Genomic DNA, 22717 nt, shown 5'->3' on the forward strand with positions numbered 1-22717 from the left:
TCACAGACCTCAACGAAGGAGTAGAGGATGTTTTCCCGCAGCAAGCGTATTTTCGGTATCGCCATTCTGAGCCTGGCCGCGGCCACCGCCGTCGCCGTGCCCGCCCAGGCGAACACGCCTCACACCAACGCCATCGCCGGTGAGCTTCCGGTCCAGCTCCTGAGCAAGATGCGGGCGCCGCTCTGCCTGCCCACGGGGGCGCTGGCCGGTGAGACCAAGCTGAACCTCCCGCTCGTCGAGTCGCTGCTGCCGCAGCTCTCGAACAGCTGCGGCTAGGGCTCAGCTGACGCCCGTCGCGCTCGTGGTCTCTCGGACGCCCCGCCCTTTCACGGCGGGGCGTCTCCCTTTTCCGGCTGGCCCGCTTCTGCCGGGCCTGGCTTGTCGGGCCCGGTGCACTTTCCGATAGGCCCGCTTTTGCCGGGCCCGGTGCGCCTTGTGATAGGCGCTTTTGCCGGGCCCGGCGCACCGCCCCCTGGAGGGCGGTGCGGCCGTGGGCGCGGTCAGGCGCTGTAGGTCGGGACGATGTGGCCGCGGGCCAGGGTGTTGGCGGTGATGTTGAAGCCCACCACCGCCGAGCTGGCGTCGCTGTCCACGCCCAGCTTGTCGACCCCCAGGGCGTGCACCGTGAAGACGTAGCGGTGCGGGGCGCCGGGGGGCGGGGCGGCGCCGCCGAACTCCTTGGTGCCGTAGTCGTTGCGGGCATGGACGGCCCCCGCGGGCAGGCCCTTGAACTCCGGGCCGGTGCCCGCTCCCGCCGGCAGCTCGGTCACCGAGGCCGGCAGGTCGAACAGCACCCAGTGCCAGAAGCCGCTGCCCGTGGGGGCGTCGGGGTCGTAGCAGGTGACGGCGTAGCCGCGGGTCTCGGCGGGCGCGCCGGACCAGCGGAGGTGCGGCGACCGGTTGCCGCCCTGCATGCCCCAGTCGTTGAAGACGTGGAGGTCGTTCAGCCGCTCGCCGTCCTGGATGTCGTCGCTCTCGACCACGAGCGCGGGAACCGACGGCAGGTGTTCATGTGGAAGCGGTGCTGGCACGGCATCCTCCTAGGTTGAGAGCTCCTTGCTCAGCCATCCTAGAAGCGGCCGTGCCCGCCGACGATCAGCCGCCGGGTCCCGCGGGTTCAGCTCGCGAGCTCGGCCGGCAGCGGCTTGTCGTGCAGCACCGTCAGGGACGTGACCGCACGGGTCAGCACCACGTACAGCCTGGCCAGGCCCCTGGGTTCGGCCGCGACGATGTCCGCGGGCTCCACGACGACGACGTGGTCGTACTCCAGACCTTTGGCCAGGGTCGCGGGCACGATCAGCAGGCGGTGCTCCTCGGCCGCGTCGGGATCGAGCACGGCGTGCGGGAGGTCGGCCAGCGCGCGGGAGACGTCGGCGATCAGGGCGTCGGGGACGATGACGCCGATGGAGCCCTCCTTGGTGAGGGCTTCGGCGGCGGCCTCGGCGACCGAGCCGCCGGGGCGCACCGCGAGCGAACCGAGGCCGGGGCGCAGCGACCGGGGCGCGGCCAGCTCGGGGGCGATGGAGGGGAGCAACTGGGCGGCGTAGTCGAGGACCTCGCGCGGCACGCGGAAGCCGAGCGTCAGCTCCGTCACCTCGCCCTCACGCTGGCCCAGATGCTGGAGCACCGACTCCCACGAGCTGGTCGACCACGGAGTCGTGCCCTGGGCCAGGTCGCCCAGAACGGTGGCGGAGCCGTTGCGGCAGCGGCGGCCGAGCGCTCGCAGCTGCATTTCGGAGAGGTCCTGGGCCTCGTCCACCACGAGGTGGCCGAGGGACGGGGTGCGCTCCATCAGGTCGCGGAGCTCGTCCAGGAGGGCGGCGTCCGCGGCGGACCATTTCGCGGACTTCCAGCCCCGGTACGGCTTCCGCCAGACCAGCATTTCCTGCTCATCGGGCAACAAATCGGATTTTGCGGCCTTTGTGAGGAATTCTGGGTCGGAAAGGAGTCGATAAAGGACTTGCTCCGGCGTTAGTTTGGGCCAGACCAAATCCACGAGCTGTTTCACCGGCTTCGACCGGGCCACGGCGTCCTGCACCCGGTCGTCGGGCGATTCGCCGCGCTGCTCCATTCGTACCAGCACCATGTGGGCCAGCCGCTGCGCGAGCGCCGCCCGGCCCGGGTTGTAACGCGTGGTGCCGCGCAAGGAGGCCACGATCTCGCGTACCTCGTAGTCCGCCACCCGGAAGCGGTAGGCGCCCTTGGTGAACACCACGCCGTCCTCGGGCTTGACGATGTGCAGCCAGAGCGCGCGTTCGAGCACCGCCGCCATCCTGGCGTCGCCCTTCAGCGCCGCCACCATCGGGTCCTCCGCGGTGGCGTGCTCGCCGAGCAGCCCCGCCACCGTGGTCTGGTCGACCTTGACCTCGCCGAGCGCGGGGAGCACCGAGGAGATGTACGACAGGAACGCCCGGTTCGGGCCGACGATCATCACGCCCGACCTGGCGAGCCGCTCGCGGTGGGTGAACAGGAGGTACGCCGCCCGGTGCAGGCCCACGGCGGTCTTCCCGGTGCCGGGGGCACCCTGCACGCACACCGTCTGGGTCAGGGTGGAGCGGACGATCTCGTCCTGGTCCGGCTGGATGGTGGCGACGATGTCGCGCATCGGGCCGGTGCGCGGGCGCTCGATCTCCTCGGTGAGGATCTTCGACGGGCCGATCTCACTGCCCTCGCCCAGCGGCTCGTCCTCGAACGCGGTCAGCGCGCCGCCGTGGTACCCGAAACGGCGCCGCCGTACGACTCCCATGGGTTCGGCGGGGCTGGCCTGGTAGAACGCCCGCGACACCGGGGCGCGCCAGTCGATGACCAGGGGCTTGCTGCCGCCGTCGTGCACGTGGCGGCGACCGACGTAGATCGTGCCGGGGAGGTCGTCCCCCGCCCCCCGGTCGAGGCGACCGAAGAACAGCGGGGTGTCGGGATGGTCGGCCAGCGCGGCCACGCGCTGGTCGAGGAGGGACTGGAGGATCTGCTGCGACACCCAGTCACCCGCCGCGTCCGCGGACAGCGACTGGGCATGGGCGCGCATCGCCTTGAGCGCGGCCCTGGACTCGGCCAGGTGGGCCTGCTCGGAGGCCAGTACGTCGGAGGGTATGTCGGGGGCCAACTGGTGTCCGGGCATGCGAAAGTGCCTCCCTTGGTCGGGAACGGAGGTGGTCAAGGCAGCGAATCGGCCAGTCTAGCGGCGGGGTCGGGCGGCTTCCAAAGCATTTACCCGCGGCCCGACCTCGCGTCCTTTCACACTCCCGCCCCCGCGTCTTTCGCACTCCGCCCTCGCGTCTTTCGCACTCCCGTCCCCGCATCTTTCGCACTCCCCGCTCCCGCCCGGTCGTCCGCCACGCTGAGCTCCGCGCCGGGGCCGCCGCCGACGGCGATTCGGAGGGCAACCCTCAACCAGCCGCGACGGCGTCCCCCACCTCCTCGGCAGCGCATCCAGGGGACCGGCACGGCATCGGTTCGGGCGAGGGCCGCGCGACCGGCCGTGGCCGCATCGGGGCAGGGGACGGCGGCATCGGGGGCAGGGGAGTGGCGTCGATCGCCGCGGCGGGATGCGTCAGCGGCTACGGAGGACGGGCCGGAGGATGGCCGGTGGCGGGGAGGCGGAGAACGCCGACGGGAGCGGGGGTTCGGGGCGAGTAGCGGACTTCGGGGTGGGGTAGGCATAGGTGATGGCGCGGATCCAGCTGCGTTTTTCGCCGATCATTCCCACGATCGCGAGCTTCCTGCTCGCCGCCCTCTGGTCGTTGTCCGTGTTCGCGGGCTGGGGGATGGAGGCGTTCTGCGAAGGCGGCGAGTCCGCTTCGACCTGCTCGCAACGTCTTGGTACCGTCTCCACGGTGTCGGGGCTGTTCGCCGCGCTCGCCGCCTGCTGCACGGCAGCCGCCTGGCTCGTCCCGTGGTCCAGGCAGGAACCGCGCACGTTCGGCCGGGTCATGGGCGCGGGAGTGGTCGCCTGGGTCGTCGCGGAAGGTGTGCTGTTCCTCGGCGGCATGATGGCGCGGTAGGGTGCGCCAACCGCTCGAATCCCTACGATCCGTAACAACCTGGAAATACCGAAAAATTCGGGCATATCAGGTGGGTTTGTCGGATCATGGGGGTATGTCGCAGGCGGCGTGATAGTACGCAGGTGAGGGGGGTGGTTCGATTGTCTTCGGCCCGCGGAGTTTCGTGGACGTGACACCACGCTGAACATGCCTGGCCGCTCAGCTGAGCGGCCGGGCATCACACTGTTCGCCGCCCGGCGGTGCCTCTTGGCGATTCGCCCGTTGCCGGGAGAAGGTCCTCGTCTGATCCGAGCGGGGATGCCCGATGCGAGGTAGACGATTCACAGCCACCGGCCCCGCGAGGCGAGGGCTTACGGTCGGCTCCACGTCCGTTTTGCGTCTCCGGGCCACCCTCGGCGACGGTGTGCTTCACGAGCGAGGCGAGGTTGATCGCGGCGTTGCGATCGCGATCAATGCTCAGGCCACACGACTCGCAGACATACCTGCGCGTACTCAGAGGCAGCTTGGCTTTCACTGCCCCGCAGTTCGAGCACATCCTCGACGATGGATACCAACGGTCGGCCACGACCAGAGTGCCGCCGTTCCACCGCGTCTTGTACGTCAACTGTCGGCGGATCTCACCGAACCCGGCATCGGCGACAGCGCGAGCCAGCCGCCGATTGCGCAGCATTCCGGTCACATTCAGGTCCTCGACCACGATTGTGCCGTACCGACGTGTCAGGTCGGTGGTGAGCTTGTGCAGAGCGTCACATCGCAGATGAGCGATCCGATGGTGGACTCGGTTGCGCCGGGCATCAGCCCGCGCCCAGCGTTTGGAAGCGGACTGCCCGGTTCGCCGGTCCGGACCCTGACGACGTGAGACGGTCCTTGACAGCCGCCGCAATCGCCGCTGGGCGCCGGCCAGGTGCTTCGGATTGTCAGCGGCGGGGCGGTCGTCGGAGAAGACCGCCAGATTCTTCACCCCGAGGTCCACACCGATCAGCGCGGCTGGGCGCGTCGGAGCACGCCCTGCACGTTGCACCAGCACGGAGAAGGCCACGAACCACCGTCCGGCCTCCTGCCGGACTGTCGCGGAGCGGATGGTGGCCGTGCCTTGCTCGATGCGGCGGGCCAGCTTGCGTGTTGACTCGTGGACCTTGATCCGGCCAAGTCGTGGAAGCACCACGTGCTTGCGGCCCTCCAGCCGGATCGCTCCGGTAGTGAAGCGCACGGACTGAACACTGGTCCGCCTGGTTTTGAAGCGGGGAAAGCCCACTGCCGGTCCCTTGCGCGTACCGGTCCGGGACTGGTGCCAGTTGGTGAGCGCCGCAGCCAGCCGCTCCAGCCCGCATGCATACGCCTCCTTGGAACACTCCGCCCACCACGGCGCCACGTGATGTTTCACGGTGTTCCAGCGCTTGCGAAAGGCGTATATCGACCATGAAACCATCGGCGTGAGCTGATCACCGTCGAGCCCGTAGGATCGTTCGGCCGTCCGCTGCGCCAGGTTGGCCCTGACCAGCGCCAGCCCCCAGTTGAACGCGACCCGAGCCGCGCCGCAGTGCGCGGCCAGCGCACCTACCTGACGTGGCGTCGGGTCGAGCGCGAATCTGTACGCCTGAACAGCCTGCATGCACCCCTCGGTTTCACAATGCGTGACCGTCAGGTTACAGGGCATTCAACTTTCGTGGGACACGGACCTGATGACCGTCACACCCCGCCGAGGACGTCGTCGGCGTCGATGATCTGGTATGCGTACCCCTGCTCGGCCAGGAACCGCTGCCGGTGGGCGGCGAACTCCTGGTCCACCGTGTCCCTGCTGACCACCGTGTAGAACCGGGCGCCCCCGCCGTCGGCCTTGGGGCGCAGTACGCGGCCGAGCCGCTGGGCCTCCTCCTGGCGTGAGCCGAACGTGCCCGACACCTGGATCGCGACCGCGGCCTCCGGCAGGTCGATGGAGAAGTTCGCGACCTTCGACACCACCAGCACCTGGATCTCCTTGTCGCGGAAGGCCTGGTAGAGCCGCTCCCGCTCCTTGACCCTGGTCTCGCCCTTGATGACCGGCGCGTTGAGGTGCTCGCCGAGCTCGTCGAGCTGGTCGATGTACTGGCCGATGACCAGCACCTGCTCACCGAGGTGGCGGCGGACCAGCGCCTCGGTCACGTGGGTCTTGGAGGGCGTGGTGGCGCAGAAGCGGTAGCGCTCCTCGGACTCGGCCATCGCGTACGCCAGCCGCTCCTCGTCCGTGAGCGTGACCCGCACCTCCACGCAGTCGGCGGGCGCGATCCAGCCCTGGTTCTCCATCTCCTTCCAGGGCGCGTCGTACCGCTTGGGCCCGATCAGCGAGAACACGTCGCCCTCGCGCCCGTCCTCGCGCACCAGCGTCGCGGTGAGCCCGACGCGCCTGCGGGCCTGCAGGTCGGCGGTCATCCGGAAGATCGGCGCGGGCAGCAGGTGCACCTCGTCGTAGACGATCAGGCCCCAGTCGCGGGCGTCGAACAGCTCCAGGTGCGAGTAGACGCCCTTCCGCCTGGTGGTCATCACCTGGTACGTGGCGATGGTGACCGGGCGGATCTCCTTCTTCGAACCGGAGTATTCGCCGATCTCGTCCTCGGTCAGCGACGTGCGCTTGAGCAGCTCGGTCTTCCACTGGTGGGCCGAGACCGTGTTCGTGACCAGGATGAGCGTGGTGGCCTGCGCGTGCGCCATGGCGGCTGCGCCGACGATGGTCTTGCCCGCGCCACAGGGCAGCACGACCACGCCGGAGCCGCCGTGCCAGAACGAGTCCGCCGCCTCCTGCTGGTACGGCCGCAGCGCCCAGCCCTCCTGCAGCAGCTTGATCGGGTGGGCCTCGCCGTCCACGTAGCCGGCCAGGTCTTCCGCCGGCCAGCCCAGCTTGAGCAGGGCCTGCTTGACGTTGCCGCGGTCGCTCGGGTGCACGATGACCGAGTCGGCGCCGAGCCGCTCGCCCAGCATCGGCTGGATCTTCTTGGAGCGCAGCACCTCCTCCAGCACCGCCCGGTCGGTGGAGGTCAGGACCAGGCCGTTGCCCGGGTCCTTCTCCAGCCGCAGCCGGCCGTACCTGGCCATGGTCTCGGCGATGTCCACGAGCAGGGCGTGCGGCACGGGATAGCGGCTGAACCCGATCAGCGCGTCGATGACCTGCTCGGCGTCGTGTCCGGCGGCGCGGGCGTTCCACAGTGCCAGGGGGGTGACGCGGTAGGTGTGCACGTGTTCGGGAGCGCGCTCGAGCTCGGCGAACGGCGCGATCGCCTTACGGCACTCGTCGGCTCGTTCGTGGTCGACCTCGAGCAGCAGTGTCTTGTCCGACTGGACGATCAGCGGTCCATCGCTCACTGGCTTTTCTCCGTGGGGTTCCGTACGGGGCCTCGCGCAACAGGACCATCGTCTCCCGATCCTGGCTCTCCCGCTCCGAGACTCCAACAACCGGCGCGCCCGGATTAGTCCTCAGTCGTCGAGATAGCCGGCCAGGCCCAGGAACAGGATGACGCCGACGCTGAGCACGAAGCCGAGCCCGAACATGATCCAGCTCCAGACCACCATCGTACGGGCGGAGCGCGGCTCCGTGCGGGCCTTGCCGAGCGCCAGGCCGGCCAGGATCGCGCCGGGCAGGCCCAGGAAGTTGCAGCAGGCGACGAGCGCGAGGGCGTTGAGCACGAGGGAGACGATCGCGTTGGCGCTGGGGCCGTCGTTCTGCGGGGGTGGGGGATAGCCGTAACCGTAGCCGTGCTGCGGCGGTGGCTGCCCGCCGTAGGGGGCGCCATAAGGCTGGTACGGGTAGTCCGACGGATCTTCCTGGCTCACGTTCACCTCCAGACACGTCAACACTTATCACGGAAATGAGACGTGCCTGACGGCGCTGTGAGATCTGGCCATAGATCGCGAGGCCGGGGGATCGCGAGCCGAGGTCCGCGGCCGGGCCGGTCGGGCCAGGACCGGGGCCCGGTCGAGCTGAGGTCGGGGCCCGGTCAGCCGAGGAGGGCCCGCAGGGCCTTGCGGTCGAGTTTGAGCACGCTGGTCACCGGCACCGCGTCCACGAACCTCACCTCTCGCGGGTACTTCACCCGCCCCACCCGTTCGCGAGTCCACTCGATCAGCTCCTCGGCCGTCACCGTCGCGTCCGTCCTGAGCTGGACGAACGCCACGACCTCCTCGCCGATCCGCGGCTCGGGGCGGCCCACGACGCCTGAGATCACCACGTCGGGATGTCGGTTGAGCGCGTCCTCGACGTCGCGGGGGAACACGTTGAAGCCGCCGCGGATGATCAGGTCCTTCTTCCTGTCCACGACGTAGAGGTAGCCGTCGTCGTCCACGCAGCCGATGTCGCCGGTGCGCAGCTCCCTGCCGATCAGCGCGGTGCCCTCGGGGTCGGGCTCGGCCTCGCCCCAGTAGCCGAGCATCAGCGAGTCGCCCGAGACGCAGATCTCGCCGACGTCCCCGGTCTCCAGCTCCTCGCCCTCGCCGTCGCGGATGGCGATCGTGTAGCCGGGCAGCGGGAGCCCGACGCTGCCGGCCCTGCGCCTGCCCGGCGGGTTGAACGTGGTGACCGCGCTGGTCTCGGTCAGGCCGTACCCCTCGAGGATCTGTACGCCCGGCATCCTGCGCTCGAACTCCTCCAGCACGTCCCGGCCGAGCGGCGCCGCGCCACAGGTGAGGAAGGCGAGGTCGGGCAGCGGATGCGACTCCAGCGGCTCGGCGAGGAGCTGCTGGAGCATGGAGGGTACGACCGTGCCGTACTGGACGTGCTGCTCGGCGGCCAGCGCGAGGAACGCCTTCGGCTCGAACCAGCGCATCAGCACCGCCTGCTGCGGCTCCGTGGCGTGCATCGAGGCGACCGAGATGATCAGCCCGTACGCGTGCGAGAGCGGCACGGGCACCAAAGCACGATTTTTCCCGTCTAGGTGGGACATTTCCCAGACGTCCTTGGCCACCTGCCAGAGGCCCCCGTGGCTCAGCATGACCCCCTTGGCCCGGCCCGTGGTGCCACCGGTGTACATCAACGCCGCCAGATCGCCGGGGTCCCTGGTCACGGGGCCGCGTTCGGATGCCCGTTCCAGCTCGGCCGTGTCTACATAAATCGGTATATCGACGGCGGTGGACCGTACGGTCTCCACCAGCTCGGGCGAGGTGACGATCGCGGACGCGCCGCTGTCGAGCAGGATGTGCCGCAGCTCATCGGCGCCCACCAGGAACACCACCGGAGTCACCACCGCGCCCGCGGCCCACAGCGCCTGATAGATCAGCGGCACCTCGGGCGAGGTCGCCATCATCACGACCACCCGGTCGCCGGGCCCGATCCCGGCCTCCGCGAACCCGCCGCACATCCGGCGCGCCCGCTCGGCGAGCGCGTGACTGCGGTGCCAGACGCCCTCGTAGAACGTCGCGTCGTGGTCGTCGAAGCGGCCCCATGACTCCTCGGCCAGCTCGCCCAGCGTTTGCTCGGTCACATGCCCAACCTGATGCGATCGAGGTCACGCCGTCAACCCTTGACTAGTCCGGGTGGGTGGGGCCCGCTTGGCCGATAAATGACAACATATCTCCCTCTATGGTGGTTCGTGTTTCTTGTTGGACTAGATCGTGTAATGGTGGAAGATCTAGGGGCCGTGGGGCCTGCCGAGGCAAGGGAAGTCATGATCGACATGTCCTTGTCAAGCGGCCCCGAATGCGAGCGCCACACGAAAGGCCAGGTCAGGATGGCCTTGGTGACGCTCCGCGAGCCCTTCGTGGTAAAAGAAGAAACTTGTTAGGCGTAGTTGTTTTCTGTAGAAAACTTTCCAGTCAATCCTGAGGTGAATTCGTGACCGAAACGCCTGAATCGGGCGAGATCGACCTCGATGACATAATGCTCGGACAGAGCTTGTTAACGGTATACGACTACCTGCGGCCACTCGCCGGACCGGTCCCCGGGGACCTGAAGAGGCGGGACGCCGACGCGCTCCTGCGCTCCTACCTGGAGCCCGGCCGCTTCCCCGAGGCCGTGCACCGGCTCTCCACCTGCCACCTGCTCGTCCTCGTGGGCGAGGAGGAGACCGGCAAACGCCTGGGCGCCATCGCCCTGCTCTCCCGGATGCCCCTGGCCGAGAGCACGATCACCGTGCTGTCGCCCGCCGGCACCGCCGCTGACCTGCTGTCCAGGACCGAGTACGAGCCGGGCCGGGCGTATCTGCTGCACGACTGGATCGCCGAGAGCACCGACAGGGTCGAGCTGGTCAACCTCGCGCGCAAGCTGGCCGAGCTGGGCTCGTACCTGGTCATCACCAGGAACGGCGCCCCCTCCCAGGCGGTCGAGGTGGAGCATCCGTGGAGCGCGCCGGACCCGGGGGAGCTGTTCGACCTGTGCCTGCGCGCGTACGGCCTGCGCGCGGGCCGCAGCCCCGAGGAGCTCACCCGGGCCAGGGACCTGGCGCTGAGCCTGCCGACGCCGGCCGAGGTCGTGCGCCTGGCCGGGCGGCTGGCGGGGACCGACGAGCCCTCGGGGGAGGAGGTGGCGGCCTGGTTCGACACCAAGCCGTCGCTGCACGAGGTGCGCGAGGTGGCCGCGCTCGCGTTCCTGCACGGGGTGGACGGGCCGGTGTTCGAGGGGCAGTTCGCCAGGCTTGAGCGGATCTGCCAGGCGCATGAGAGGCGCGGGCCGCAGCCGGTCGGGCCGCCTCATCCCCTGGTCACCCATGACGAGGGCCGCGTGGTGTTCCGGGCGCCGCACCACCGCGGGCAGGTGCTCGCGGAGCTGGCCGGGCGGTACGGGTTCTGGCTGTGGCAGCCGCTGCGCGAATGGGTGCGGTCGCTGGCCGGGGAGGAGGCCGACGTCCGGTCGCGGGCGGCGGAAGGGGTGGCGTTGCTGGCGGCGTACTCGCTGAAGGACGTCCAGGCGGAGTTCCTGGACGGGTGGGCGCGGGGCGGGAACGCGGAGCGGCTGGCGGCGGGGGACGCGCTGTCGTACATGTGCGCCGACGACACGCTCGCCCCTGAGGCGCTCAGGATCGCGCTGGCCTGGGCGGCCGACCCGCTGGACCCGCGGGCAGCGACGGCGGCCGTGGCGCTGGGCGGCGGGCTGTCCGTCCGGTATCCGGCCGACGCGGTGCGGCGACTCTGGCGGCTGGGATCCGGCGACGGGCCCTCGGCCGGGGTGGCGGGACGGGCGCTGGCGCTGCTGGTCGAACACGCGCGCCCGCACCAAGACGCCCGGGGGCGGACGGTGACCGCGCTGGCCGCGGCCCTCGCCGCGGACGCCTGACCAGGGCCCGATGACGCTCGCCGGGGCCGCGGGACCCCGGCGGGCCCCTCCACCCGCCCCGCCACCTCGCCCCAGCTGGCCGTGACCCCAGCCGGCCGTGACCCCAACGGCCGTGGCCCCAGCGGGCCGTGACTCCCGTCGCGCCGTGACCTCCACCGCGCCGTGCCCTCAGCCCACCGGGGGCAGGGGTCAGAGGCCGGCGACGCCGGTGATGCGGTGGAGGGCGAAGCGGTGGACGGCGGCCCTGGTCTCGTCGTAGGCGGTCAGGTAGCCGCCCTCCATCCGGGCCGGCTCCAGGATGCGCGAGGTCGCGTTGCCCTGCGAGTCGAGGTATCCGATCCACACGCGGACCCCCTGCTTGATCGCCTCCTGCAGGGCCGAGATGGTGGCCGTCGCGGGCCCGCGCGGTATCTGCCCGGCCGGGGCGTCGACGGGCTCGCGCCGCGCCAGGTGCGCCGCGTCTCCGGCCCGCAGCGCGCGTACGGCCGCCACCGCCACCTCCGGGTCCAGCCCGTTCGGCGACGACACGGTACGGGCCGGGGCCGGCCCCTCGGTACGGCGGCTGTCGAGCTGCGAGATGATCACGTCGCCGTCGAGCGACTCGGCGACCGGCGCGTACCCCATGGCACGCAGCGAGTCGACCAGCGCCGCCCTGGACGAGCGGGAGGCGATCACGGTGGGGGCCAGCCTGCGCAGCCGCAGCGCGGCGGAGCGCCGGTCGGCGGTGATCTGGTCGAGCAGCGCCGGGTCGTCGCAGCGGATGTACGCGCTGGCGGTGCCCACCCGGATGCGGCCGTGGCGCCTGGCCACGTCGGTCACCAGGTACGACAGCGCCTGCGGCACCGGCGTGGCCGAGTGGCGGGCCAGCATCGACACCAGCTCCTCGCCCCCGTGCCCCGCGTCGAGCGCCCGCCGGATCGAGCTCTCGCTGAACCGGTAGACCGTGGCCCCGCCCTTCGACTCGACGTCGGCGGTGAGCGTCATCCAGCGGTTGACCTCGCTCGTCAGCGGCCCCGGCGCGACGGCGGTCAGGTCGGCCTGGAGCAGCACGTGGTCGACGGGCTCCGGCAGCAGCGGCGCGAGCACCCCGGCGGGGTCGCCGCCGTCGAGCAGCGCCCGCCCGTGCGCCGACAGCGCGCCCAGCCCCGTCACGCCGACCTGCTCGGCCTCCCGCAGCGCGAACTCGGTGAGCTGCTCGCGCAGCGGCCCCCGGCGGCGCGGCTGCTCCCAGGCCAGACGTTCGAGTACGGAGTCGCGCGACGGCGCGAGGCCGGGCGCGGCGGCGAGCACGCCCAGCGTGGCCGCCCTGACGCCGGGAGCGGAGGAGCGGCGCAGGTCGGTGTGCAGGGCGTTGAGCGGCCGGTCGCGCTCGTCACTGCGCTTGACGGTCGCCTCGCCACCAGCCCCGTTGGCTCTCTCCTGGCGAGCTCCTGCACCCCGGTCGCCGACCAGGCCGGGGACGCGGTCCATGTGCAGCCACGTGGCCGCGAGGGTGACCCACCGGTCGGCGGTCGCCCTGACCCGCCAGAGGTCGTAGCCGGAGGTCGGCAGCCACTCGCCGTCCACGCCGCCGCCCGCCGCGATCAGCCCGGCCGCGTGCGCCACCTCGACGACCAGCGCCGCCACCCACTCGGGCAGGTCCAGCTCGCTCGCCGTGCGCTTCAGGTCGCGCACGCCCAGGCCGCCGGTACGCAGCACGCCGGGCGGCTCGACGCTCCACCGCTCGCACAGCTCCTCCACCGCCCTGACGAACGAGAACGCCTGCCCGGCCGCCGTGCGGTCGGCCAGCTTCCGGTCGCGCGCCGTCCCTTCGAGCGGCGGCGGGAGGGCCAGCAGGCCGCGGTGCACCCGGCCGCCGCGCAGGTAGAGGCCGACCTCGCGGGGCAGGGTCACGCTCTCCTCGCCGATGGCCGCCAGCAGCCCTCTGGCCAGCAGCTCCTCGATGGGCGAACGGGCGGAGGCCACGCTCACCTCGCGCCTGGCATTGGGCACGCGCCCGGTCGGCGGGCCCCAGGCGAGCTGCTCGAGCGCGCCCCTGGCCTCGGGCGAGACGGACTCGACGAGAGCGGCGGGCTCCGTCAGCGCGGCCGCCAGCCGTTCCTTGCCTGAGCCCTCGGTGCCCGGCGCGACGTCGTCGGCCATCTCGTCGAGCTGCTCGGGCGCGTGATGCCGGAACGCGTCGGCCGCCCTCGGCCCGAGCCCGGCCGGGTCCTCGAGCACTTTGCGCACGCCCGGCCCCAGGTCGAGCGCGTCATCGGGCCCGTAGACCAGCGCCAGCTCGAACAGCCTGTCCAGCGCCGCCGACAGCGCGGGCTCGGCACCGCCCGGCCCGCCCGCCGCGGTGCGCGACCTGCTCGCCGTGGCCCTCGACCTGCTCTTCGCAGCGCCCGCCCCACCTGCCGCGGTGTCCGGCCCGCTCGCCGCGGCGATCGATCCGTTCTTCGCCGTGCCCGGCCCGCCGTCGGCCCCGTTCTGCGTGCCGTCGCCCGACAGGCCCGCGCCGACGAGCTCGCGCAGCCGCTTCTTGGGCGTCGGCCCGTCCTGTACGGCCAGCGTCTCGACGACGGCCAGCGTGAACCGGTCGAGCCGGTCGAGCACCCTGGCGATCGCCGACGGGCTGCCCGCTCGCGAGGCCAGACCTTCCAGATGCGCGGGCACCGGAGTGATCAGCTCCGGCCGCGCGGAGACGAGCGCCCGCAGCTGTTCGTCGGTGCGCCCCCTGATCCACTCCGTGAACTCCATCGTTGCCATGGTATGTCCCCCCTGATTGGGGCAGCATTGCTTGACGTGATAGAGCGTGCGGACCAGCTCGTCCTGAACTATGTCTCGAAGGCCGCCGACGCCGCCCACGGCGTGCTCAGGGCCGACCAGCGGCTCGATTTCGCCAAGCGGCTGCGCGCCAGGATCGAGGTGGAGCGGGGCGGCAGCCAGAACGCGCGCGAGGTGTCGAAGGTGCTGGCCAGGTTCGGCGACCCGGCGGCGCTGGTCGAGCGCGAGGCGCGCAGGCTCGCCGAGGAGGGCGCCCCCACCGTGCGCCCCGCCACGCACGCTGCCGAGAGAGGTCAGGAGGAGCAGGGCTCCACGCGGCGCTTCCCCACGATCGTGGACGACGGCGACGCGCCTCCGGGCGTGCGGGCGTACCGGAAGATCGCCCGGGAGAACGTCGGCAAGGGGCGGGGCCTGCCGTTCGCCGGGCTGCGCAGGGTGGCCATGTCCAGCGCGAACCCCATGGCGACCGGCGGCAGGGACGCCAGGACCCTCGTCAAGGAGCATCCGCGCGACGCCGCCGCGATGGTCGTCCTCGTGGTGGCCGCGCTGCTGCTGCCGTTCGACCTGCCGCCGCTGGCGATCTTCGAGATCCCCGTGGTGGTGTGGGCGATCGGGGCGGCGCTCGTGCTGTTCAGCGAGAGCTGGAGCCTGCGCGACAGACTGCTCGGGATCGGGGCGCCGCTGCTCGGCTACTCGGTGGGCGGCGCGCTCGTCGGCGGTCTGCGGGTGGGGAGCGAGCCGGGGTTGGAGGCGTTCTTCGCGCAGTTCTACAGCGTCAGCGGCACCATGTTCATGATCGGGACCGGGTTGGGCGTGGTCTGGCTGGCCTACCGGCTGCTCGACGTCAGCTGACCGGCGCGGGGCTGGGCAGCAGGCCGACCGCCAGGCGCACCCACGCGGCGACGAACTGGTCCTTGTCCGCATGGCCCGGCAGCTCGCCCACCGTCTCCTGGAAGAGCCGGTAGTGCACCACGGAGCCGCCCAGCACCGCGGAGATGCCGGTCCAGTCGACCTCGACGTCCTTGTACTCGGGCTGCGCCCTGAACCAGGTGACGATCGCGTCGAACATGGGCTGCAGCAGCCCTTCGCGCACCACGGCGACCAGCTCGGGGAACTGGCTCAGGTCGCGGAAGAACACCCGGGTCAGCTCGGACTCCTCGCGGACCTTGGCCAGCCCGGCGCGGCACAGGAGGGACAGGCGATCTTCCAGGTTCGCCGACGCTTCCATGCTGCTCAGCTCGGCCAGGCTGTCGGCCACCTGGCTCCTGGTGCGGGTGGCGTGCTCGTTGATCGCCGCGGCGAGCACCTCGTACTTGGACTTGAAGTGCCGGTAGAGCCCGCCGGCGCCGGGCGAGAGCCCGGAGGCGGCCTCGATCTCCGCAACGGAGGTGGCGGAGTAGCCCCGCTCCGCGAACAGCCGCAGGGCCTCGTCGATGATCCGCGCACGGGTCGATCTGGTCATATCTATCCTGTTACCTCCGCCTTGAGAGTAGTCGCAGTAAGTGGCGGGGGCCGCACCTAAGGAGCGGCGCGCCGGATCAGACCTGCCAGCGCCGAGCCGATGATCAGCCAGACGACCGCGGCCAGGCCGTAGTTGACCAGCGCGGTCCAGCGCGGGTCGGCGAGCTGGAACAGGTTGGCCAGGCCCAGTGACAGCCAGGCGGCGAGCGACTCGACGAACTGGTACCAGACGTTCGCGGGGTTGGCCCTGAACACCGTGAAGACCGCGTACAGGATCACGACCAGCGCGGCCATCCGCGTGGCGACCTTCACCAGATAGGCCAGGGCCGACACGGCCCGGCTCCAGACCGTCACGGGCGGGCCGCCGGGGCGGGCGGGTCTGTGCGGGCGGGGTGGGGCGGAGGAGGCGACGAGCCGGTCTCCGGTGTGCGGCGGTTGGGGGGTGTTGGTCACGGCCGCTCCTCTCCGATAAGTAATTCCTTTCTTCCCATTCCTACAGTCCCACAACAAGGGGCCGTTACGCGGAGTGGAGAGGCGTTTGGCATCCTGCACACGTGACAACTTCTGTGGGATTCGACCTTGACATGACATTGGCGGACACGCGAGAGGGCATCGCGGCCGTTTACGACGAGCTGTCGGTGCGTTTGGGCGTGCCCATTGACTCGGCGGCGGTGGTGAGCCGGTTGGGGCCACCACTGGAGATGGAGCTGGCCAACTGGCTGCCCGCCGGGGAGGTCGCCGCAGCCGCCGACCTTTATAGGGAGATATATCCGGAAATAGGGGTGCCGGTGCACACGGCCATGGCCGGCGCGTACGACGCGATCGAGGCCGTACGGGAGCGCGGCGGCCGGGTGATCGTGGTGACCGGCAAGAACCTGCGGGACGCCATCGGCACGGTCAAGGTTCTCGGCCTGGCCGTGGACGAAGTGGTCGGTTCCGTTTTCGGAGCAGCCAAGGGATCGGCACTCGCGCGCTTCGGCGCGGCGGCTTATGTTGGTGACCATGTCGCGGACATCGAGGCGGCGCGCGCGGGCGGCGCCGTGAGCGTGGCGGTCGCGACCGGTCCTTACACGGCGGGAGAGCTGCGTGAGCACGGAGCGGATGTGGCGCTGGCCGACCTGACCGAATTCGCCACCTGGTTCGCAGGTTGGCGCAAGCATGATGAACTCCGGTAATTGCCCGGGATTTACCCGGTCGCCCTGGCGCGCTCCGGGGCATAACCTACATCCATCCATCTTTTCGACTGTTTGAACGAGGTCCTCCTGTGCCGAGTGGCAAGGTCAAGTGGTACGACGCCGACAAGGGTTTCGGCTTCCTCACCCGTGACGACGGCGGTGAGGTCTTCGTGCATTCCTCCGCGCTCCCCACAGGTGCGGGTCCGCTCAAGCCCGGCCAGAAGGTCGAGTTCGGTGTGGCCGAGGGGCGCCGCGGCCAGCAGGCGCTCTCGGTGCGGATCCTTGAACAGCCGCCGACGCTGGCCAAGACCAAGCCCAAGGCCAAGCGGAAGAAGCCGGACGAGATGGTGGTCATCGTCGAGGACCTGATCAAGTTGCTTGACGATGTCTCGACCTCATACCAGCGGGGCAAGCACCCGGAGGCGGCCCACGCCAAGAAGATCGCGCAGGTGCTCAGGGCCGTCGCCGACGACTTCGACGCCTAGCGCGGCCGCCCCGGGTCAGCTGTTCGGGTTGGTGAGCGGCTTGGTCGGGTCGAGCGTGTCGTTCAGCTGGAGCTCGTGACCGCCCGCCTCGGCCCGCTGCCTGCGCAGCTTGTCGTCGGTCGCGCGCACGCGCCGCCGCCGGGCGATCAGCAGCCAGCCGAGCGCGGCCGTCAGCGCGGCGGCCAGCGTGACGAGCCCGGCCACGCCGCTCTGCGACAGCGACAGCACCAGCCCGACCAGGCCGCCGAACACCCAGGCGAGCTGGAGCATCGCCTCGACCACGCCGAACGTGGACGAGCGCACCTCCTCGCCGATCTCGCGCTGCACGATCGCGTCGAGCGCGAGCTTGCCCAGCTCCTGGGCGAAGGCCGTGACCAGCGAGATGGCCAGGGCGGTCCACAGGCCGAAGAAGATCGCGGTCGCGATGCCGGTCACGACGGTCACGGCCAGCGTGACCAGCACGATCAACTGCGGCGAGTGATTACGCGTCCAGTTGGCCACGACGGCCCCGACCAGGCCCCCCAGCCCGGCCGCGGCCGCCAGCAGCGCGATCGTCTTGGGAATGTCGAAGAACGGATCCTGCAGCGGCCCCGCGGTCAGCCAGGGCACCGCCTTGTCCTGCACCAGGAACAGCAGGAAGAACAGCAGGAACCCGGAGAAGACGCGCAGCGCCACGTTGGCCCAGACGGCCTCGGCCACCGCCGGGCCCACCTTGAGCAGGGTGCGCCAGCGCGGGGCGGCCCCCTCCTCCTCCAGGTCGGGCGAGTCGATGTGGCGCGGCAGCCGTACCGCGACGACTCCCAGCAGCAGGAAGGCCACCATCGCGACGCGCAGCACCAGCGCGCTGCCCAGCCAGGCGGTCAGGCCGGCGCCGAGCGGCACCGCGACCCCGGCGGAGACTAACGTGAACAGCGCCACCCGCGCGTTCGCCGACACCAGCGTGATGTCCGCGGGCAGCACGCTCGGCATGATCGCGGCCCGCGACACGTTGTACGCCTTCGACAGCACCAGCACGCCCAGCGCCCCGATGAACAGCGTCGGCAGGTCGCCGGGGCCCACCGCGGCCGCCATCGCGAAGCAGAGCAGCCCCCGCCCGAACAGCGTGCCCGCCATCACGTAACGCCGCCCCGACCTGAACCGGTCGAGGATCGGCCCCACGAACGGCGCCAGCAGCCCGAACGGCAGCATCGTGATGACCAGGTAGAGGGCCACCGAGCCGCGGGCCTCGCCCACGGGCACGCCGAAGAACACCGTGCTCGCCAGCGCCACCGTGACCAGCGCGTCGCTCGCGCTGTTGCCCGCCGACAGCTCGATCAGGCGGCCGAGCCCGGTGCGGCCGGCGCCGTTGGCGTAGGTGAGGCGCCGGGTGGCCTTGCCGACTTTTCGCGCACCTTTTGCCGTGGCCTTACCCGCCCGCGCGGTGCCGCCGGCCGTGGCCTTGCCCGCGCGCACGGTGGCGCCGGCGGTGGCCCTGCTCGCGCGCACACCGGCGCGTCCCGCGTCGGCGGCCCCGCGTGCCACCCGCCGCGAGATGTCGCGTGCCCGGCCCCAGCCTCCCTCCACGCATACCAGTCTTACCTGATTCATCCGCGATCTCGGAGTGGGATCCCCCGTTGTGGGACTCTCCGCTCCGCCCATGGGTGAGAATGAAGTGTGAGCGAACAGCACCTTTCGGCGGAGGGCGCCCCATGAGCCGCACCCGGGCCCGCGTCTCCGCTCCCGACCAGGCCTGTGTCGCCGCGGTCGATCTGGCGCGCAGCGCGGCCGAGGAGCTCGCGCGGCCGGGCGAGCCCGGCGAGCACCTCGGGTTCGAGAACGAGGGCGACCGGATCGTCACCCATTACTTCGCCTGCCTCGACCGGGCCTACCGCGGCTGGCGCTGGGCCGTCACCGTCACGCGCGCCTCGCGGGCGAAGATCGTCACGGTCAGCGAGGCCGTCCTGCTGCCCGGCACGGGGGCGCTGCTGGCGCCCGAGTGGCTGCCGTGGAGCGAGCGCCTGCGCCCCGGCGACCTCGGCGTGGGCGACCTGTTGCCGACTCCTGAAGACGACGACAGGCTCACGCCTGGCTTCACCGAGACCGACGACGACGGCGACCAACAGGCGGTTTTCGAGTACGGCCTGGGCCGGGCCCGTGTGCTCTCGGCCATTGGCAAGGACCTGGCGGCCAGACGCTGGCACTCGGGCGAGCACGGGCCGCACACGCCGATCGCACACGCCGCTCCCGCGCAATGTTCCACCTGCGGCTTCTACTGGCCGCTGGCGGGTGGCTTGCGGCAGACGTTCGGGGTATGCGCCAATGAGTACGCGCCCGACGACGGCAAGGTCGTCGCCGCCGATCACGGCTGCGGCGCCCACTCCGAGGCCGCCGTCCTGCCGCCCGCCGTCGAGCAGGCCACGCCGATCCTCGACGACCTGGGCTACGACCTGATGGAGGAAGAGGCGGGCTCGGTCGACGAGTCGGCCTCCGAAGAACTCGGCCATTCCTGACAGAGCAGGCCGCTAACCTACGCGTGGCCGTTACCCCTCTACCAGGATCGTGATCGATGACCGACACCTATGGCACTGACCGGATGCGAGCCGCCGTCCTCTCCGCGTGGACGGCCTCGCCCGCGAGGTTCCGCGAAGACGCCAACGCCGAAGAGGACTTCGCGCTCGGCGGCTACCGGGACCGGCTGATCGTCGAGCTCGCCCAGAACGCCGCCGACGCGGCCTTGCGCGCGGGTGTGCCGGGGGTGCTGCGGCTGACGCTCACGGGCGACGTGCTGACGGCCGCCAACACCGGCGCCCCCCTCGACGCCACCGGCGTGGAGGGCCTGTCGACGCTGCGCGTCTCCGGCAAGCGCGACGAGGTGGGCGCGGCGGGGCGGTTCGGCGTCGGGTTCGCCGCGGTGGTGTCGGTCTGTGACGAGCCCGCCATCTGCTCGCGCGGCAGCGGCGCGGTCCGCTGGTCGCGCACGGAGACCGCGGCCGCCGTGGCGGAGATCCCCGCGCTCGCGAGCGAGCTGGCCGACCGTTCTGGGCACGTCCCGCTGCTGCGGCTGCCGTTCGACGCGCCGCCGCTCGACGTGCCCGAGGGCTTCGACACGGTCGTACGCCTGCCGCTGCGCGACGCGGCCGGCGTCGACGCGGTCCGCCGCATGCTCGCCGAGACCAGCCCGGCGCTGCTGCTCGGCATGCCCGCGCTGGAGGCCATCGAGATCGACCTCGACGGGTCGGTCCGCACGGTGGTCGCCGACGGCTGGCATGTCGTCTCGGAGTCGGGGGAGTTCACGCCCGAGGAGGTGAGCCGGCTCTTCGCCGACCGGCCCACCGAGGAGCGCGCCCGTCCGTTCTGGTCGCTGCGCTGGGCGGTGCCGCTCACCGGCACCGGCGAGCCCGGCGCGCTGCCCGCCGCGGTGCCGCCGGTCGTGCACGCGCCGACGCCCAGCGACGAGCCGCTCGACCTGCCCGCGCTGCTGATCGCGTCGTTCCCGATGGCCACCGACCGGCGCCACTTCGCCAAGGGGCCGCTGGCCGACTTCCTGGTCGAGCGGGTGGCCGACGCCTATGTCCGGGTGCTGCGGGAGCTGCCGCGCACGCCCAGGCTGCTCGACCTGGTGCCGTCCCTGATGGGCAAGGGCGAGCTGGACGCCCGGATCCGCCGGGCCGTGCTGACCAGGCTGCCCGTGACGCCGCTGCTGCCGGCGCTGTCCGCGCCCGCGCCCGCCGTGCAGACCCCGTCGTTCGCCGACGCGGAGGTCTACGAGCCCGACGCGGAGTGGCAGGTCGAGCACCCCGCGCGCGAGCCCGAGGAGGACGGATGGGTGGTCGCGGGCCGGGAGGCGGCCGTGGTGGCCGCCGGCTCCGGCGAGCTGCTCGCGGCGGTCGCCGACTTCGTGCCCGGGCTGATGCCCGCTGGGTGGCCCGCCAGGCACCCGGCGATGGCCGCGCTGGGCGTGCGCAAGGTCGAGCTGGCCGACGTGATCGATCTGCTGTCCGGCGAGGCCGTGGAGGCCCGCGAGCCGTCGTGGTGGCGTTCCCTCTACGAGGTGCTGCCCGCCGACGATCCCGAGTCGCTGGGTGCCCTGCCGGTGCCGCTGACCGACGGCCGGCTGGTGCGCGGGCCGCGCGGCACGCTGATCCTCACCGACGGCGGGGCCGAGCTGGACCTCAGCCCGCTGGGGCTGCGCATCGTGCACCCCGAGGCGGCCCACCCCGCGCTGCTCAGGCTGGGCGCGGCCGAGGCCACGCCCCGCACGATCCTCGAAGACCCGCTGACCAAGGCCGCCGTCTCGCAGTCGCTCGACAACCCCGACCCGGAGCCGGTCGCGCGGGCCGTGCTGTCGCTGGTGGGCGCCTCGGGGCTGGTGCCCGGCGAGGCGCCGTGGCTGGCCGAGCTGGCCCTGCGCGGCACCGACGGCGAGCTCTACCCGGCCGGCGAGCTCATGCTGGCCGACGGGGCGCTGGCGGGGCTCCTGGAGCCCGGCACGCACCTCGGGGTGGCCGCCTCCGAGCTGGAGGAGGAATACGGCGCTCGGGTGCTCGCGGCGGCGGGGGTGCTCGACGGGTTCGCGACGGTCCACGAGCCGGACGTGCTGCTCGACCAGGACGACTGCGACCACGACCTCGACGGCGAGGACGACTGGCTCGACCACGTGCTCGACCTGCTGCCCGAGCTGGGCGTGCCGCCCATGGTGCCGGAGTTCCTGGCGGTGCGCGACCTTGAGCTGGTGGCCGACTGGCCGGCCGCCCTCGAGCTGCTGAGCCGCCCGCCCTTGCGGGCCGCCCTCCACCCGCTGCGCGTGGCCGGCGTGGAGGTGCCGTCCTACACGGCCTGGTGGCTGGCCAACCACCCGGTGCTCGACGGCCGCAAGCCGCTGGAGCTGCGGCTCCCGGGGGCCGACCCGCTGCTCCAGGGCCTGTACGCCGACGCGCCCGCGGGGCTCGACGAGGCGGCGCTGTCGATGCTCGGGGTGCGCACGACGCTGTCCGAGCTGCTGGCCTCCCACGGCGGCCCGGAGGAGCTCCTGGACCTGATGGCCGACCCGGGCATCGAGGTGGACCGCGCGCAGCTGCGCGCCCTGTGGATCGCGCTGGCGGGCGTGGACCCGTCCCGGGTGGCGCCGCCGTCCCGGGTCCGCGCCGTCCAGGCGGGCTCCATCATGGTGGCCGCCGCGGACGAGGTCGTGGTGGTGGAGGCGCCCGACCTGCTGCAGCTCGTGGCGGACCGACCGCTGGTGCTGGCGCCGTACGACCTGGCCGAGTCGCTGTCCGAGCTGCTCGACCTGCCGCTGGCCGGGGAGCTGGCCTCCGGGGAGGTCACCTCGCAGGGCCAGGAGCGCCCGGTGCCCCCGGAGGTGCAGGCGCTGCTGCCCACGGCGCCCGCGAGCTACGTGGAGCACGAGAAGCTGCTGGTGGACGGGGTGGAGTGCACGTGGCGCTTCTTCGACGGCATGGTCCACTGCACGGGTCTCGACGGGCTCGCCCGCGGCCTGGCCTGGGCGACGGGCCAGTGGAACGACCGGCTGGCGGTGGCCGCGCTGCTGCGTGACCCGGAGTCGGTGCCCCTCCTGCTCGCCGAGGCCGACCTGTCCTGACCACCGGCGGGGAG

Annotated in this window: 18 protein-coding genes; 8 read left to right on the plus strand and 10 right to left on the minus strand. The window is 71.7% G+C overall.

Annotation, left to right across the window (positions count from 1 at the left end; genetic code table 11):
* Window positions 1-27: 27 nt before the first annotated feature.
* Window positions 28-276, plus strand: coding sequence for a hypothetical protein (locus tag ABZS69_RS25690; protein WP_355376944.1), 249 nt, complete (start codon window positions 28-30; stop codon window positions 274-276).
* Between the two features lie 224 nt (window positions 277-500).
* Here ABZS69_RS25690 and ABZS69_RS25695 read toward each other — a convergent pair whose 3' ends face one another.
* Window positions 501-1031, minus strand: a complete 531-nt coding sequence (locus tag ABZS69_RS25695; RefSeq protein ID WP_355376946.1) for a YbhB/YbcL family Raf kinase inhibitor-like protein — start codon at window positions 1029-1031, stop codon at window positions 501-503.
* Window positions 1032-1117: 86 nt separating this feature from the next.
* On the minus strand, window positions 1118-3118 hold the full coding sequence (locus ABZS69_RS25700; RefSeq protein ID WP_355376948.1) for an AAA family ATPase: 2001 nt from the start codon (window positions 3116-3118) through the stop codon (window positions 1118-1120).
* A 547-nt stretch (window positions 3119-3665) separates the two neighbouring features.
* On the opposite strand from ABZS69_RS25700, the gene ABZS69_RS25705 reads away from it, so the two are divergent.
* The gene (locus ABZS69_RS25705; protein WP_355376950.1) at window positions 3666-4001 is read left to right on the plus strand and encodes a hypothetical protein; all 336 of its coding nucleotides are present in this window, start codon (window positions 3666-3668) and stop codon (window positions 3999-4001) included.
* Between the two features lie 217 nt (window positions 4002-4218).
* Here the strand turns inward: ABZS69_RS25705 and tnpB are convergent, their stop codons facing one another.
* The 4 genes from tnpB to ABZS69_RS25725 form a co-directional block, all read right to left on the minus strand.
* The gene (gene tnpB / locus ABZS69_RS25710; RefSeq protein ID WP_355376952.1) at window positions 4219-5613 is read right to left on the minus strand and encodes an IS607 family element RNA-guided endonuclease TnpB; all 1395 of its coding nucleotides are present in this window, start codon (window positions 5611-5613) and stop codon (window positions 4219-4221) included.
* Between the two features lie 77 nt (window positions 5614-5690).
* Entirely contained in the window at window positions 5691-7337 is a 1647-nt protein-coding gene (locus ABZS69_RS25715) for a DNA repair helicase XPB (RefSeq protein WP_355376954.1), read from the minus strand.
* Between the two features lie 111 nt (window positions 7338-7448).
* Window positions 7449-7805, minus strand: coding sequence for a hypothetical protein (locus ABZS69_RS25720; RefSeq protein ID WP_355376956.1), 357 nt, complete (start codon window positions 7803-7805; stop codon window positions 7449-7451).
* Window positions 7806-7969: 164 nt separating this feature from the next.
* Window positions 7970-9448 carry an AMP-binding protein gene (locus ABZS69_RS25725; RefSeq protein ID WP_355376958.1) on the minus strand — a complete coding sequence of 493 codons (1479 nt, stop codon included), beginning with the start codon at window positions 9446-9448 and terminating at the stop codon, window positions 7970-7972.
* A gap of 350 nt (window positions 9449-9798) precedes the next feature.
* Here ABZS69_RS25725 and ABZS69_RS25730 point away from each other — a divergent pair, with 350 nt between their 5' ends.
* Entirely contained in the window at window positions 9799-11235 is a 1437-nt protein-coding gene (locus tag ABZS69_RS25730) for a hypothetical protein (RefSeq protein ID WP_355376959.1), read from the plus strand.
* A gap of 189 nt (window positions 11236-11424) precedes the next feature.
* Here the strand turns inward: ABZS69_RS25730 and ABZS69_RS25735 are convergent, their stop codons facing one another.
* Complete coding sequence (locus ABZS69_RS25735) at window positions 11425-13977, minus strand: helicase C-terminal domain-containing protein (protein ID WP_355376960.1); 2553 nt, start codon at window positions 13975-13977, stop codon at window positions 11425-11427.
* A gap of 45 nt (window positions 13978-14022) precedes the next feature.
* Between ABZS69_RS25735 and ABZS69_RS25740 the strand changes: the two genes are divergently transcribed.
* Window positions 14023-14856, plus strand: a complete 834-nt coding sequence (locus tag ABZS69_RS25740; RefSeq protein ID WP_355376961.1) for a hypothetical protein — start codon at window positions 14023-14025, stop codon at window positions 14854-14856.
* Here ABZS69_RS25740 and ABZS69_RS25745 read toward each other — a convergent pair.
* Both ABZS69_RS25745 and ABZS69_RS25750 read right to left on the minus strand, forming a co-directional pair.
* Window positions 14849-15466: a helix-turn-helix domain-containing protein gene (locus ABZS69_RS25745; RefSeq protein ID WP_355376963.1), complete on the minus strand. Its 618-nt coding sequence runs from the start codon at window positions 15464-15466 to the stop codon at window positions 14849-14851. The genes ABZS69_RS25740 and ABZS69_RS25745 overlap by 8 nt on opposite strands.
* Window positions 15467-15522: 56 nt before the next feature.
* Window positions 15523-15918 carry a hypothetical protein gene (locus ABZS69_RS25750; RefSeq protein WP_355376964.1) on the minus strand — a complete coding sequence of 132 codons (396 nt, stop codon included), beginning with the start codon at window positions 15916-15918 and terminating at the stop codon, window positions 15523-15525.
* Between the two features lie 101 nt (window positions 15919-16019).
* Here ABZS69_RS25750 and ABZS69_RS25755 point away from each other — a divergent pair, with 101 nt between their 5' ends.
* Together ABZS69_RS25755 and ABZS69_RS25760 are read left to right on the plus strand one after the other, a co-directional pair.
* Entirely contained in the window at window positions 16020-16640 is a 621-nt protein-coding gene (locus tag ABZS69_RS25755) for an HAD family hydrolase (RefSeq protein ID WP_355376966.1), read from the plus strand.
* An 89-nt stretch (window positions 16641-16729) separates the two neighbouring features.
* A complete protein-coding gene (locus ABZS69_RS25760) occupies window positions 16730-17125 on the plus strand; it encodes a cold-shock protein (protein ID WP_355376967.1) in 396 nt (131 codons plus the stop codon).
* A 15-nt stretch (window positions 17126-17140) separates the two neighbouring features.
* On the opposite strand, the gene ABZS69_RS25765 is transcribed toward ABZS69_RS25760, so the two are convergent.
* Complete coding sequence (locus tag ABZS69_RS25765; protein ID WP_355376969.1) at window positions 17141-18688, minus strand: MFS transporter; 1548 nt, start codon at window positions 18686-18688, stop codon at window positions 17141-17143.
* Window positions 18689-18813: 125 nt separating this feature from the next.
* Between ABZS69_RS25765 and ABZS69_RS25770 the strand changes: the two genes are divergently transcribed.
* Window positions 18814-19614, plus strand: a complete 801-nt coding sequence (locus ABZS69_RS25770) for a DUF3027 domain-containing protein (RefSeq protein ID WP_355376971.1) — start codon at window positions 18814-18816, stop codon at window positions 19612-19614.
* A gap of 56 nt (window positions 19615-19670) precedes the next feature.
* Entirely contained in the window at window positions 19671-22703 is a 3033-nt protein-coding gene (locus tag ABZS69_RS25775) for a hypothetical protein (RefSeq protein WP_355376973.1), read from the plus strand.
* Window positions 22704-22717: the final 14 nt, after the last annotated feature.

Origin of the sequence: Nonomuraea sp. NPDC005650, from assembly GCF_040605375.1 — a bacterium.
Lineage (GTDB): Bacteria > Actinomycetota > Actinomycetes > Streptosporangiales > Streptosporangiaceae > Nonomuraea.